Source organism: Nostoc sp. DedQUE02, assembly GCF_034531035.1.
GTDB lineage: Bacteria > Cyanobacteriota > Cyanobacteriia > Cyanobacteriales > Nostocaceae > Nostoc.
Genome location: NZ_JAVRBY020000003.1, coordinates 22,049 through 37,322 on the forward strand (window position 1 = coordinate 22,049; position 15,274 = coordinate 37,322).

At 42.6% G+C, this 15,274-nt stretch carries 12 protein-coding genes; 7 read left to right on the forward strand and 5 right to left on the reverse strand.

The features are described from left to right. Positions 1-959: 959 nt before the first annotated feature. Complete coding sequence (locus RMX98_RS04135; RefSeq protein ID WP_322675703.1) at positions 960-1,115, reverse strand: hypothetical protein; 156 nt, start codon at positions 1,113-1,115, stop codon at positions 960-962. Between the two features lie 148 nt (positions 1,116-1,263). On the opposite strand from RMX98_RS04135, the gene RMX98_RS04140 reads away from it, so the two are divergent. Both RMX98_RS04140 and RMX98_RS04145 read left to right on the forward strand, forming a co-directional pair. After that, complete coding sequence (locus RMX98_RS04140; protein ID WP_322675702.1) at positions 1,264-1,701, forward strand: AbrB family transcriptional regulator; 438 nt, start codon at positions 1,264-1,266, stop codon at positions 1,699-1,701. A gap of 164 nt (positions 1,702-1,865) precedes the next feature. Beyond that, complete coding sequence (locus tag RMX98_RS04145; protein WP_322675701.1) at positions 1,866-2,726, forward strand: type II CAAX endopeptidase family protein; 861 nt, start codon at positions 1,866-1,868, stop codon at positions 2,724-2,726. A 210-nt stretch (positions 2,727-2,936) separates the two neighbouring features. On the opposite strand, the gene RMX98_RS04150 is transcribed toward RMX98_RS04145, so the two are convergent. Next, on the reverse strand, positions 2,937-3,899 hold the full coding sequence (locus RMX98_RS04150; protein ID WP_322675700.1) for a M48 family metallopeptidase: 963 nt from the start codon (positions 3,897-3,899) through the stop codon (positions 2,937-2,939). 138 nt (positions 3,900-4,037) lie between these two features. On the opposite strand from RMX98_RS04150, the gene RMX98_RS04155 reads away from it, so the two are divergent. The 3 genes from RMX98_RS04155 to RMX98_RS04165 are packed head-to-tail and all read left to right on the forward strand — an operon-like array spanning position 4,038 to position 5,978. After that, entirely contained in the window at positions 4,038-5,588 is a 1,551-nt protein-coding gene (locus tag RMX98_RS04155) for an ATP-dependent DNA helicase (protein ID WP_322675699.1), read from the forward strand. Then, a complete protein-coding gene (locus RMX98_RS04160) occupies positions 5,569-5,745 on the forward strand; it encodes a hypothetical protein (protein WP_322675698.1) in 177 nt (58 codons plus the stop codon). Before RMX98_RS04155 ends, RMX98_RS04160 begins: the two co-directional genes overlap by 20 nt. A gap of 17 nt (positions 5,746-5,762) precedes the next feature. Then, entirely contained in the window at positions 5,763-5,978 is a 216-nt protein-coding gene (locus RMX98_RS04165) for a DUF2839 domain-containing protein (protein ID WP_322675697.1), read from the forward strand. A 142-nt stretch (positions 5,979-6,120) separates the two neighbouring features. Here RMX98_RS04165 and RMX98_RS04170 read toward each other — a convergent pair whose 3' ends face one another. From RMX98_RS04170 to RMX98_RS04180, 3 genes are all read right to left on the reverse strand, one after another. After that, on the reverse strand, positions 6,121-6,375 hold the full coding sequence (locus tag RMX98_RS04170) for a hypothetical protein (RefSeq protein WP_322675717.1): 255 nt from the start codon (positions 6,373-6,375) through the stop codon (positions 6,121-6,123). A 128-nt stretch (positions 6,376-6,503) separates the two neighbouring features. After that, on the reverse strand, positions 6,504-9,611 hold the full coding sequence (locus RMX98_RS04175) for a phosphoenolpyruvate carboxylase (RefSeq protein ID WP_322675696.1): 3,108 nt from the start codon (positions 9,609-9,611) through the stop codon (positions 6,504-6,506). A gap of 84 nt (positions 9,612-9,695) precedes the next feature. Then, positions 9,696-9,950 (reverse strand): hypothetical protein, encoded by a 255-nt coding sequence (locus tag RMX98_RS04180; protein ID WP_322675695.1) that lies wholly within the window; start codon positions 9,948-9,950, stop codon positions 9,696-9,698. 458 nt (positions 9,951-10,408) lie between these two features. Here RMX98_RS04180 and RMX98_RS04185 point away from each other — a divergent pair, with 458 nt between their 5' ends. Next, complete coding sequence (locus tag RMX98_RS04185; protein ID WP_322675694.1) at positions 10,409-13,423, forward strand: DUF1574 family protein; 3,015 nt, start codon at positions 10,409-10,411, stop codon at positions 13,421-13,423. Positions 13,424-13,598: 175 nt separating this feature from the next. Beyond that, positions 13,599-15,098 (forward strand): MBOAT family protein, encoded by a 1,500-nt coding sequence (locus RMX98_RS04190; RefSeq protein ID WP_322675693.1) that lies wholly within the window; start codon positions 13,599-13,601, stop codon positions 15,096-15,098. Positions 15,099-15,274: the final 176 nt, after the last annotated feature.

Sequence of the window (15,274 nt, forward strand, 5' to 3'; positions counted from 1 at the left end):
TTCTGAGTGAAAACGCCAAAAATGTAATCGCAGCTTTGCATTGAATTTACCTGTTTAGGAATGTAAAGGAAAGAAGATTTACTGAAAAAGGAACTTAGCTTGATCTTTGACCTAGCGATCGTATCCAAATGAAATGCATGTCAGGTTAGCAACACGTCTTGATGTCAACTGGAGCCAAGCAGTCTTGACTGTAAAATTCCGCCTTCGCTACTACTTGACAGAACTTTTTAATTATATAGAAGTGTGAAAGCCGATGTTTAATATATAGTAGTGGCAATCAAGCACTAGACAGATGTTAAGAGATTTGTTCTTCCCATAGACAGACGTACAAAATCCTCTGACCGCTTTTGACCTGAAGATAATAAACTGAGGAAAAATCTTCACCACTTTCAAATAAAAGTTAGAGAACCGCGAAACCCTGATACGCGAGACTTTTTGCTTTTTGGCTTGCTCTCAATCAAGAAAATATTGGATTGAACTCATTGGTCAAAACCGCTCGTCTCGATTATATAAATTTTTCTAAAAGCCAGATGGCAATGCTCACGCTTGCAATAAAGGGTTAGAAAAATCGTCACTGCTTTTTTCAACTTTCAAGTCCAGGAATTTAAATAAAAATTTACTAGCAACTTTAATTCAAAATTAAACAACTATTTTGCTATTATTAGTCCATGCTAGTATTTAATATAAAATTACGAAGTAGCAAAACCAGAATCAATAGCCGTATCAGCGCGGTTACTACTGCTTTGTTAATTCGTAATGTAGAGACAAGAAAATTCGCGTCTCTACTGGCAGGACAAAAGGGTGTATGCCCGTAGGACTCTATTGAAATACTATGCTGTCCTAAGCTTGAGAGGACGAGTGGAGAAAACTCTACTTACTCATTGGCAAGAAAGGCAAGCACTGAAAGTGAAAAACCTGCAATTTTTTGGGTCTACGACTTATTTGCAGTAGAACCTAACCTATTTGTAAAGGTGGCTGAAAGTTACACCGCTACAGTAGCGCCAAAGAAGAAAATAGTTTTCTTTCTGATGGCGAATAATGCTTAAAAGTGCCGTAACATCACCAAAATTAATGTCTGTGGCAACTATAACCTCTAGTTGGTTGTGGACAACCATAATAGAAGTGCTTTTGGCTCCTATCGGCAGGAATTCACCAGTTACACTAGGGTCTTCAGTAGCTCTATGCAAATGCTAAAAAAATCAAATGCTGGCATGAGACTACATCGTTTATCAGTTTGGAGAGAGTAAGGAAAATTTGAGCATAATGACTGAAACTGCAACCGCACCATTAACCGGAAAAGCACTACTTGCTAAAGTAAAAGAACTTTCCACATTGCCACGCCGAGAAAGAGCAAAACAGTGCGGCTATTACACTGTTACTAAGAATAACCAGGTTCGTGTCAATCTCACTGATTTTTATGACGCTTTGCTATCTGCTAGGGGAATTCCTCTAAGTCCAGAAGCACCTAAAGATGGTCGTGGTCGCGAACCGACATATCGCGTTAGTGTCCATCAAAATGGTCAGATTGTAATTGGTGCTACATACACCAAAGCAATGGGCTTGAAGCCTGGAGATGAGTTTGAAATTAGGCTGGGATACAAACATATTCACCTGATTCAATTAGGTGAAAGCGATAAAAAACTAACCTCACAAGATATAGATTCTGACGAATCAGACGAAGATTTGGAAGACGAAGAGTAAATTTGCTGATGGTAGGGATAAGTTTCAGGTGATGATAACTTGTCCTTACCCCGACAGCAAACTGGTTGCCAGGTAAAAAATACGATTAGACCCCTTGCAGAAGTCACCAAATTTAGTAGAGTCTTGATTTATCAGCAAGAAATCTATAATGCAAGAAGTCTATCGTGTTTTTTTTGTTTATTTTGATAACTTTATTTGAGTCTTCGGTCAACGTCTTACAGGCGTTTATAGAAAATGCACCAGCACTAGTTATAGTGATGGCATTTTTTGTTTGCTGGATAGTTTGCTGGTTGCCAGTAGCAACAATATCGGCAATATTGCTTAATTGGCAACCATTTAAACCTTTGCAGCCAGAGCAAAAAATGCCGTTATTGGTGTCACTTTACCTATTAGCTCCTCTGATTGTCTGGGGAGTTCTTTGGTTGACTAATAAATCTTTTTTAGATTACGGCTTTGTTGGCAATTTTTCAACTCTTGGTTTTTTAGCACTAGGTTTTGTTTTGGGAGTTGTGAGTCTAGCTATTGTATTTAGTGGGCAATTAGGGTTAGGGTGGTGTTCTTTTGAAAAATCTAATTTAAAGTTACTATTACCCATCTTGCTACCGATTTTCTTGATAGCGTTGTTAGTCGGTGGCATAGAAGAGTTAGTTTTTCGCGGTTTCCTGTTCACAGAATTAGCGCAGGATTACCCAGTTTGGTTAGCAGCAGCAATTTCTAGCTTAATTTTTGCCTTGTTACACTTGGTTTGGGAGCAGCGCGAAACTGCACCCCAACTTCCTGGATTGTGGCTAATGGGAATTGTACTTGTGTTAGCACGCTTTGCCTCTGGCGGTAATTTGGGTTTAGCTTGGGGATTACACGCGGGATGGATATGGGCGATCGCTACCATAGATACAGCAGAACTAATTACTTACACTGGTATTGTCTCTGACTGGTTCACTGGTAAACATAAAAAACCCCTAGCTGGCTTGGCGGGAATTATTTGTGTACTGGTAACTGGAGTAATTATTTGGTTCAACTCTTAAGGATTTTTAATTTCCTGTAAAAAGTTGCTACCCAGATCCCCGACTTCTTTAAAAAGTCGGGGATCTAGGCGTTGCAGAACAGAGGGATGAATTTAGGCAGGCAGGGGAGGCAGGGGGTGCTTCGGGAGCAGGGGGGGAGATTTCATAACTTGCGAAATCATCCCGCAATTATGCAACGCCGGGATCTAAATCCACCTTTAGTTTTAAGAACTACTGATTCCTTCTGATTCTGTCGATTTCTCGCTGTAATTCTTCAATTTGACGGCGTAAACTTTCTGTTTGATTTTCGGAAGATTCTGCTGAAACATTTACTGATCCAGAAGCAGGCGATCGCTGATAATTTCCTCGGCGAATTTGTTGGTATTCTTCAGATACAGCCCACGCCCGTAAGTAATGCAAGCGTTCAACAGGGAAAGGATGACTCAACATCGTACCCTGAGCGCCATTGTAGATCAAGAATTTATATATCTGATTCAGTCCATCTTCATCCAGTGCCTGATAATTTTCTGACTGCTTAATAAACTCTTGTAAACTACATTCATTGGCATATTTATTACTGCCGCCAGAGAGCTTCATCATCGTTGACATCACAGGGTTCAAGTCATCCATCACTAGTAGAGCAGCGCGATCCGACGATAACTCGGCTTTGCGCCGCCACTCAAAAAAGGCGTAAATCAAGCCTTGTGTGACAATATTACCAATGCCGAAGGTCAATTCTCCCAAAGCCGAAGCAGCACTCATCGCCCACATCGCCATTTGAATTAAAATAGTATGACCACATTTAATATGCCCCAGTTCATGGGCTAGCACCGTCCGAATCTCGGCTTCGTTTAGTAAGTCTAGTATCCCTGTATTTATGACTATGTAAGGATTTTCTTGCCCCAGGGCATAGCTATTTGCTTGGGGATTTTGCGAGACAAACAGTGTCGGTTCTGGGTAAATGTCCAAATCTCGGACGCATTCCCGAAACATCTGGTAAATAGTGGAATATTGACGCGGCCCGACTTGGATGGTGTTACCCATTAGATAGACTAATTGAGGGCGTTCGTAGATAAATTCCACAAATTTACGAGCAATTAAATCAAATCCCGGTAAATTTCGTAAAGCTTGCTCGGCTTGGCGATCTAGTGGATGCCTGAAGGCTTCGCTGGAAATTCCTGTGTAAGTTGGCATAATTCAGGGTATTAGGTAATTGGTTATTAGTCATTGGTCATTGGTCTTTAGCAAAGGATAAATGACAAATAACAAATGACAACATAATAGAAATGGGGCTTTGTTCGTAAAAGTCACTTTGTATGGAATTGAAAGCGTGTGATTGAGGCAGAAGTTCATTTGTCACTACATAACTTTTTGCGATCGCAAGCGGGGTTCCCTTCCTGGCCCCATCATTTGACGATGGCACGGTTGGTAGCACGCGCCTTGCGCCTGGGACGTAGCGCCCTAATTCAAGTCGGGGCAGTTAGTGGCTATCAAGGGCGGTATCGTACTAGTTTCGTAGCATCAGCTCTGATGTGGCATGGCCCTGTAATTATTGTTGCTCAAGAAGCAGTACAGCAACTTTTGCTGCGGGTGGAAATTCCCCGGCTACAGCAGTGGCTACCAACCAATAAATCGATTAGAACAGGTGACGCTTGGCCTGATGCTGAGTTCCAAGGGCTACTCTTGACCTCCCCAGAAGCTTGGTTAAGAGGACAATTGGCTGGTGGCGATCGCTTTCCCCAAGGTATTCCCACAATTATTGATGGGGTAGACGATCTCGAAGATTGGGTACGTCATCAACTTACCCAAGATATTCAACCCCATGATTGGGATCAACTGATGCTGGCTTGCCCAAACCAAGCTGAGGCAATTCGCGAAGCACGGATACAACTAACACACGAACTTTTTCAGCATCCTGCTAATCCATATCAGTGCTATCTAATTTCCCAGCCAGAAATAGAAATTTTAAGTCGTCTCTATTCTGCTTTAGAGTCAGTACAAGCACTACCAGAACCTTGGAAACAATTCTGGCAGCAATTTCAAAGCCTTGATGAAAATCTTTCCCCCCCTGCCCTCTTCTGGGCGACTATTGCCCATCGACAAGGTTTATTTTCTTTGCACTACGCCCCAATGGAATTGGGGAAAATACTCTCGCCCATTTGGCAGCGACAACCAGTAGTTTTAATTGGCAGCGCTATCGAACCGGAAACTGAGGCTCCCCTTTTTCGCCAACGCTTGGGTTTAGAAGATTTAACTTGCCTGAAATTCTCTGCGGAGAGTCAAGCAGAAGCAATCCAACTGTATATACCTTATAAGTTGCCTCTGCCCAACACACCAGAATTTCAAGCGGCATTTATTCACAAAGTCCGCACACTGGTTTGTCTAAGTGCGACAGCACCAGGATTAATGGTTGTCTTGGTGGGGGATGTACCACTCAAGGCTCAAGTTGCAACGATTTTAGCCTCAGAGTTTGGTTCGCGGGTGCAAGTAGAAAAAACTTGTTTAGATGAAAATGGTATTTTGATTAGCGGTTGGGAATTTTGGCGAGAACATCAACGAGTTTTGCCAGCACCCCATTTGTTAATCATTGCTACCTTGCCCTTACCATCTTTGGAAAATCCTCTGGTAGCTGGTAGGGTAGCTCTTTATAAGCGATCGCATCAAGATTGGTTCCGTTTATACTTGTTGCCATCTGCCTTAAATGAATTACAAAGAGCGATCGCTCCAGTACGAGAAAGTCAAGGAATTGTGGCTTTGCTTGATAGTCGTGTAGTTAACCGTAGCTACGGCGCTCAAATTCTGGCAGCTTTAAGTCCACTGGCACGTATTAACTATCTCGATCCCAGCCTGTTTTCTAATAGCAATGAGGAAAATTCTGCCTAAAGTTGAGTTATCAATGCCCAATGCCCAATTTAAATTTTGTCAACCAAAGTGCGATCGTCTAAAAGCAAGCACTATTATCAACTTAATAGAAGGTGATGTGATTCATCACTTCTCTGTAGCCATGATTCCTGCCAAGATAAATTTAGAACCTAAGTAGAATTTGAGTTGCTAATTATGGGTGAAGCAAAGCGTCGTAAAACCACACTGAAGGAAACATACGGTCAAGAGGCTCGAATCTTGTCTTGGGTTCCGATCACAAAAACCCAAGCCGAACAATTTGTCGCTTGGACTACTCGTGGTGCTTGGATAGGCATTGTTCTTATGGTTGTCGGATGGGCAACTATCCGTTTTATCGGCCCTGCTTTCGGTTGGTGGCAAGTAGTTTACTAATGCTTCCACCCCTTGAAGGGGTGGGAGTATAACTTATTGGAAACGCAACCGCTTTCCATTGGTAATGTAATGCATCGCTGCGACTCAGAGAGAAACTTGAACTAAAGTTCAAGATAGAGAGATTCGCCGAACTAACGTTAGACTAATCACGAGTTTGGCGCGTCACTAAACCACCAATAAAAGCCCCTAAGATAGTACCTGTCCATAGTCCTCTTGTGCTACCTTGCCATATTGCTCCTGGTGTCATCCAAGCGTTACACATCTCCTTTAAACCCCAAGGTTGGTTTTGGCACTTTTGGCTATGAAGCATTACGGTGATTTGCCCACTGGTGTAAGCCCCAAAAAAACCTAATGACAGCGCTAAAAAAGTGCAAATTAAAATTCTATTTTTTGTCATTAGTGCGTTAGTCATTTCTCCCTTATTCCCATCTGCAATACCCAATACTTCGGCTACGCCCTTCTCTACGAGAGGCTGCGCCAACGACTACGCTCAGGACAAGCTCAGTACAAGTGCCCCATTCTCAATCAACCTGTATTTCTCATCCCAGCAGCAATACCATTAATAGTTAACAATGCTCCTCGCAGTAATTCGCCTTTGCTGTAACGAGAGTGGATGACTCCAGATGTAGCTGTCGTATTTTGGGATTGTCGTAGGCGCTTGAGTAGTGAAACTTGGATAAATCCCAAGGGGACAATTGTGCCATTGCGTAACTGCACAGATCGTTGTAATACAGGATCGCCATCTAAAAGTCGATTGTGATCGGTAATTTTTAACACCAAATCCCTTGTAAGATAGAACTCGCTGGCAATTTGGTCAAAGACCTTGGCAAAACGAAGTTGATCTTCTGGTTTTGACAATTCCTGAACGTAGTGATTTGCCATTTGCATATCTACTTTTGCTAAGGTCATCTCGGCCTTGGAAATCACCATCTTGAAGAAGGGCCACTTAACATAAAAGTAGCGCAGCAATTTCAAGTGTTCTTCTGGTTCTTCGTTCAAGAATTCTTGTAAGGCTGTGCCAACGCCGTACCAAGAAGGAAGTAAAAAGCGGGTTTGTGTCCAGCTAAATACCCAAGGAATAGCTCTTAGACTACTTAAATCTTTCTTACCTGATGGACGGCGTGCGGGACGGGAACTGATTTGTAACTGGCTAATTTCTTCAATTGGGGTTACTTGATGGAAGAAGTCAACAAAATCAGGTTGTTCGTAAATTAGGGCACGATAATGTTGACGTGATCGCGCTGCTAATTCTTCCATAATCTCATTCCAGGGTTCAATATCATCAAACCCTGTCCGCAGCAAGCTAGCTTGAATCACTGCTGTGGTGATGGTTTCCATGTGGTATAATGCCAAGTCCAACAAGGAATATTTGGAAGCTAAAACTTCTCCTTGTTCGGTAATCTTGATTCGCCCATTGATGCTATGACCCGGTTGAGCCAAAATCGCTTCGTAAGCAGGGCCACCACCCCGTCCCACAGAACCGCCGCGTCCGTGGAAAATTCGCAAATTTAGATCGTAGTTTTCGGCTATTTGTTGCAGTGATTTTTGAGCTTTATGAATTTCCCAATTACTGCTTAAAAAACCAGAGTCTTTGTTGCTGTCAGAATACCCCAGCATTACTTCTTGTAAGTTGGGGGTGATGGAGGAGGCAGGGGAGCAGGGGAGCAGGTGGTCACTGAGCGTAGCCGAAGTGGGAGCGGAGGAGGGTGAATTTCCATCTGTACCTTCTGTTGTCTGTTCGTAACCACCAGCTAATAAAGCGCGATATAACGGCAGTTCAAACAGTTTTCGCATGACGCTTCTAGAGCGTTGTAAATCTTCTACTGTCTCAAATAAGGGGATAACTTGAATAGTTCCGACGGCAATGGCGGGGTCAAAAAGTCTGGCTTCTTTGGCTAAAAGTAAAACTTCTAGCACATCGCTGACATCGCGGCACATGCTGATAATGTAAGTTTGGCAGATATTAAGACCAAATTCTTGTTGCAGCGATCGCACGACGCGAAAAGTTTCAATTACATCGTTGGTTTTTTGAGAAAATGGCAATTCTGCCGGAATTAATGGTCGACGGGTTTGCAGTTCTCCTGTGAGCCAAGCAACTCTTTGCTCTTCAGAGAGTTCGTTGTAAGGTTGAGGTAATATTTGCAGGTATTCGAGGATCTCATTGAGCGCATCGGCGTGGCGGGATGATTCTTGGCGAATATCTAGCTGTGTCAAGTTAAAACCAAAAATTTCTACCTGACAGATCAGATTTTCTAACTCTCGACAGCTTAAACCTGTTTCTGTCAAGTTGCGCTGAATCATCCGCAGTTCTGCTAAAAAATCGGTTCCCGAACGATACAGGGGACTATCTTGATTTTTTGGCGTTTCTCGATTGTACAAAGCCAGATTGCGATCGCGAGTATTTTCTAGCCGTTTCAGCACATAAGCCAGTTTGAGCCGATAGGGTTCTTGTCGATAACGTAGCGCTAGTGCGTCGTAGACTTCGCTCAACTGGGACTGATCCAATTCCAGAGATTCCAGTAAGTCTGGTAAGACATCACTCCAATGCATCGACACACTCAACAATTCAATCAGATTTTTCACTGACTGAATATATCTCCCCAGCACCATTTTGCGCTGATAGCAAGCTGTTTGCCAGGTAATTTCGGGTGTGACTGATGGGTTCCCATCCCTGTCTGAGCCTACCCAGGAGCCGAAAGAGCAAAAGTTTTTACTCGGTGGTTCTAGCCAAGGAAAGGTATTGGATAAAGTGTGTTTGAAACGTTTATAAAGTTGGGGAATGCCATCAAATAAAACTTCTTGGAAGTAGTGTAGAGCATAATCTACTTCATCTAGCACTGTGGGTTTGAACTGATGAAGTTCGTCTGTGCGCCACCAGAGGCGAATTTCTTCTAGCAATTGTTCGCGGACATCTGCTGCTTCCCAAGGATATGCTCCTGGTGTAGTCCCGGAATGGTTTTCCAAGGCATCCAGTTTTTGCAAAAGTTGTACCACCTGTCGCTGCTTATCCCGGATGGTATGACGAACAATTTCCGTCGGGTGCGCGGTGAAAACTAAGCGTACATCCAGATGTGCAATTAGACGTTGAATTTGTTGGGGTGGTACATTCAGTTTGAATAAATAGGGAAATAAAGCAGCAAAAGTACCTTTTGGTTTGACTTGCGCTTTTTCGAGATAATTTTTTTTGAGGAAGTCTGCTGCTATTCCCTTGCTAACAGGCGCGTCATCTTCTCTTTGATTAGACGAATAGTTAACATTGGATGGTGTTTCCGGCTCTATTTCCTCTGTATCAGCCTCGTAGCGGCTCAATTGCTGCCGTTGTTCGTATTCCTGCTCTATGATGTTAATCAGCTGAAAATACAAAGCAAAAGCACGAGCCGCGCGAATTGCTTCGTTGATATTTAGTTGTTCAATTAATTTGACGGCTGAGGATGCTTGGTCGTTTGTTGCTTGTCCTTCTGGCGAACATAGATCGCGCAACTGACGCAACAAGTCCACCATATTTTGACCGCATTCTTGCCGGAGAACTGACTCCCACAATTCTTCCACTACCTGGAGACGATGACGCAAAAATAATTCCGACACCGGGTATAAATCCGCAGTTTGAGACGAAGAGTATAAAAGGGAACCCATATTCTCTATTCTTGTAAAGCTAATTACTGTTTACGGTTTTAGGTTTTGCACTTAATGCTCACCGGGTTGTTCCTGAGCAAATAATTATTTGGTGTATATCTTCTCATCTTGATTGATTTCGTGTTCATCTGGGAAGTCTAGATTGGGTAGGCGATCGCCTCGAAATAATTCTTCACTGGCTTCACCGATGCTTTCTAGTGCTCTTACTGTAGTTTTTCCGGTAATCAGCAGCAGTAATATAGACGCTGTACCTATTTGTAAAAGGAATGACTGGGGAATGGTAAATAAATCCAGATTGGATGCGGGTTTAGGTGAAGACTGTTGGTTGGTAGGAGACATGGCTAATTTTTGGTTATGGGAATTATGAGTAGAGACGCGATTGCGTCTGTTAGGAGAGACACGATTATTCGCGTTTGTACAAGAGTTCAGAGTTAGGAGTTAAGATAACTCCAACATCGAGGAATGGAGTTGAAATGGGATAAGCTTGTTGTTTGTTTCCCCAACTAGGGGGGTTACGCAAGTCCGGCCTTAAAGGACAAATCATCAGCCAGTCATATAGAATTATTCTGACTTCTAGCTCCTAACTTCTGAATTCTGACTCCCTATTAGTAAAATAAACGCAAAACTCAATATTAGTCAGACTTGCAACCTATACAAGACTATCTTGGCCGATTTTGTGAGCTACGAAGGTAACAAAATTGTTAAAAAAAACCGTCAGAGTGTGATAGACCTATGGTTCTAGTTTACAAGTGCAGGCACTATCCCCCACCAATCGCTTCCTGTAAAGTTAACTGAGCATGAAAACAGTATTACCAGATCGCCAGCAATCCTTAGTGCAATGGGTAAGCCAAGCAACAGGGATCAACACTTTCGGAGTGAAAGTCCGGTTGCGGGGAAATGACCTTCATATTCTTTGTGAAGGTACAGAATGTCCGCAGCGTTGGCGTACTTTGTCTGACTTGCTGCAAGCATTACAGCAAACAAACTTAGATATCCTCACAAACAGCGAACAAACCTCAATATATCAAGTATTTGTCTATGGCCGCAGAAAAGGGGAACAGCGCCCCTCATGGTGCCATCGAGTTCACTTAAATCAAATAGATAAGCATCTCGATCAGGTACAACAAGCGCTGCTAGCAGACTCGGAAAAATCAAAACAACCGGGTGGGGCGCTAATTGTCTCTAACGAAAGTTTGGCACGCCAAGGAAATCCAGAGGCGATCGCTCGATATCTTAGCGAAACTCTGAGTACGTTAGGTGTATCAGTACAAGCAAAAATTAAGCTATATAAACCCAAAAATTCTCAGCCAGAAGAAAATCGCCTGTGGATATTTTGCCAGTCAAGCTATAGCCCTGATGCATCGTTGCTTGCTGAACCAATAGCAGAGAAGTTGCGTTATCTCAAGCTTTCTGGCTACCAAGATGCCGTAATTGTTTCTCAGGTAAGCGGCGAAAGTGCCCCTGATTGGCTACTGCGGGTGGATTTGACCCCACCAGAGGTAATGCTTAAAGAGTGGGCGCGTTGGGGAGATATCCAAGCGATCGCGCGATTATTAACTGAGACACTATCAGGGTTAAAAGTTGGCGTCCAGGTTTCTTTGAAAGAATCAACGCTACATATCTTTTGTATCCCAGCTTTTGATCCTTTAGGAACTGCCCCCATCCCAGACAAGGCAGTGTGCTTAGAGGCAATTTTACCGCAGCTAGAAGCGATCGCTCCTCAAGGCATTCTCGCTGCCACCGTATACGGACAAAAAGCAGGCGACAAGGAACCAACTTGGATTGATTGGCTAGCTTTACCCGCAGCCAAGCATCCCGCCTTTGCCACATCACCATTAGATTTAGCAAATACTGGCGATGAACCAGCCATTATATTTTTACTGGAGCGCTTACTCAATCCTGACCTGGATTGGCGTTTATTAACAGGTGGAATTCGCGTACTGCTGCTGAACAAAAATGATTTATTACACATCATGTGTGATGCACCTGTTTGTCCAGTGCGGCAACAAGTAGCAAGTAAAATTACGCAGTTTATCCGCCATTTAAAAATTCCCGGTATTATGGGAGTACGTATCTACGGTCGCCGTGCTGGGAATAAAGAACCTTTTTGGCATTATGGCGTTGATCTTGAACATCGCCAACGTTTAGTACCAGAAGCAACCCCAGAATTTGCTGCTACTTCTAAATACGTTAACGATTTAGTAACCTCTGAGACTAGTGAACCAATTTTGCGCCCCGACTTAACAACAGAAGAAGTTCAAAGTTTTGTAACCGAAGTCGCGCGAGATTGGATGACAACTGCGACTGCAACAGCGAGAAAATTCCTGTTGAAAAGTCACCTATTTACCGAAAGCAACCAGTCAGCAGAATATAAGCATGATGTTCAAGGGATTAAGATTGCTCTGGTTTGGGGAACACTGGGATTATTGATCACCCTCCAAACCGATTGGGTACTAGGTCGAATTATTGCAAGTACTACGCCTAGTTCGCCAAAAGTCGCTAGTGCTAATCTCCCATCATCTTCTGAGCACAAGGCATCTTTGACATCAGGAAAAAATCAGAGTGGAGAAACGACATTATTTACCAGCACTTCCAAGGCAAAATCTCCTGCAAATCAAAGTTCTGTATTTAATGCTTCGGAATTTACCCAAAGTGATGATACATCTAGCAAGAATTTGGCAGCCGCACCACTGAAGGAAAAAGCGACCGCAACAGCTATTCTTTTAGCAGCGCGATCGCAGATGCCAAGTTTCAATGTCAGGCAGTTAGACGAGCAACTAGCACTGTATAAACAGCGTTTAGCTAGAACTGGTAGTCCACCAGATGTATTGATTATTGGCTCCTCCCGCGCTCTCAGGGGAGTAGATCCGGCAGCACTTTCTAAAGCTTTAGCGACTCAGGGATATCCAAATCTTGACGTATTTAACTTTGGGATCAACGGTGCTACCGCACAAGTTGTAGACTTTGTAATTCGCCACGTACTAGAACCCTCAGAACTACCCAAAATAATTATCTGGGCAGATGGGGCGCGTGCTTTCAACGGTGGACGCGAAGATATTACCTTTAAATCGATCGCGGCATCAGCTGGTTATAAACAAGCATTCCAAAAAACATCAACAACTGCAAATAGCAATAATTTGCCAGAGAATACGGTAGATTCGAAAGAAAAAAAGACAAACGAAGAAAAACAGGAAATTAGTACATATCAAGCTGTTAATGACTCATTAAATCAGGCTCTAGCATCTGTTTCTGCTAGCTATAAAAACCGTGACCAAATTAAAAGTTTACTCCAAAATAAATTGCTCATACTCGGTCAAAATCAGACAGATGTATCAAAAAAACAGCTAACAGACGGTACTTCGGATGAGAGTACTTCTGAGCAAGCAGTTGACTTTGATGGCTTTCTACCTTTATCTATTCGCTTTAATCCCGCTAGATACTATCAAAAACATTCTAGAGTTCCCGGAAATTATGACAATGATTATAAATCTTTCCAAGTAGAAGGACAGCAAGATGCTGCTTTTCAGGAAGTGCTTCAGTTTACTCAGTCTCATAAAATTTCTTTAGTCTTTGTCAATATGCCTTTGACAGCAGATTATTTAGATCCAGTGCGTAGACAATATGAGCAAGAATTTCAGCAATATATGTTGCGTTTGGCTACCAATCCCAACTTTATTTATCGTGATTTGAGCCAACAATGGCCAAAAGCAAATGACTTCTTTTCCGATCCTAGCCACCTCAACCGCTTTGGCGCATACGAAGTCTCGAAAAAGCTGGCTAACGATCCGATGATTCCTTGGACAGTGAAGTAAGGAGATGAGGGAGCAGGGGGAGCAGAGGGAGCAGAGGGAGCAGGGGAGGCAGGGGAGGATATTCCTAATGCCCAATGCCCACTTGCCCTGAGCGTATCGCTAAAGCGAAAGCTCCGCTAACGCGTAGCGTCTCGCAGAGAAGGGATGCCCAATAAAAATAACAAATGACTAAAAAATGAACTTTATATCAATTTTCTATGGGCTGTTCTTGTTAAGTGTGTTAGGAATTTACTGGTCTTTAGCACAATATAAATTCCGATTGTGGACGCTGCTAATTGCCAGTTTGGTTTTCTATGCATCTTTGCACGTCCAATACATACCATTACTATTAGCATTGACATTTATCAATTTCCGTGTTGGTTTGGAAATTGGTAAAAATACATCACCAGGAAAACATTCTCTTGACTGGCAAATTTCTAATGAAGAGTGGCAATTTGCTCAAGTAGACTGGAATCGTCGCCGTTTAAAAGTTTTGTGGCTGGGTATAACTCTAAATGTTTTATTGTTATTAGCTTTTAAGTATTTTACCCCTTTATTCAAGTTTATTTTTCATGTGCAAACAAACTCACCAGATAACTCTTTTAAATTGATTGCACCGTTGGGAATTTCATTTTTTACCTTTGAATGTATTGCCTATTTAATAGATGTATATCGCGGTGCCCCTGCTACTGAAAGTTTTCTCAAATTTGCTACATACAAATTCTTCTTCGCCAAACTGATTTCGGGCCCGATTACGCGCTACCACAACTTTGCAAATCAATTCAATACACTAGAATTACCCAGTACCGATAGAGTAGCTGAGGCACTGTGGTTGATTGCTAGGGGTGCAGTCAAAAAAGGTATTTTTGCAGACCACTTAGGAATTTTTGTCGATTTATGTTTTGGTAATTTGCAACGTGCCGGTAGTACCGATCTTTGGTTAGCTACATTAGCCTACGGCTTGCAGTTATATCTAGATTTTAATGGTTATGTAGACATTGCCCGTGGTAGTGCTATGCTTTTCGGTTTAGTTCTACCTGAGAATTTTGACTTTCCTTATTTCAGCACCAATATTTCAGAGTTTTGGCGGCGCTGGCATATCACTCTCGGAGATTGGCTACGTAACTATGTCTATTTTCCTTTGGGTGGTTCCCGTCGGGGTTTAGTCCGTACCTGCTGGAATTTATTTATTGTGATGCTAATTGCTGGTATATGGCACGGTGCTGCTTTGGGTTATGTCGTTTGGGGCATATTCCACGGATTAGCTTTGGTGGTTCATCGACTTACAGATTCTATAAGCGATCGCGTTGAAAATCTAGAACAATTCTGGCAAAATCCTCTGGGTATCTTTGTCGCTTGGTTATTAACCCAACTGATGGTTTTTACCTCTTGGATCTGGTTTCGCTTACCCAATCTCCAAGACTCTTCTTTGGTAATTCGGCATCTTTGGGGTTATCCGGCTGACGCCCAGTTTGCTGAAAAGGTCTATGTAGAAGCTTTAAATATGAGCCAATACCAACTGACTTGGGTACTTCTAACTTTAGCTGCCCTGATGGCTGTAGTCTATGCCTTCAACCGAATGCTGAAGTTAGAGTTTAACTGGCCCCTTAAGCTTGTCTTTGTTCCCCTGTGCTTTTACGCTGTTTGGTTATTAGCTCCTGAAGGCAGTTTGCCCTACATCTATTTTGATTTTTAACTGAAATATCAGGCAATATATAACTTATTATCTCGTTACAAATCAGCAAAACTTAAAATTTTTTCTTTAGGCTAATTGTAAAGAAGTGTAAAGGTAAATAACTAGGCGATCGCGTCATTGAAAGTTATATGTTGGAATGAGTTACAAAGCCTCAATCTATGGCTTTTATCACTATT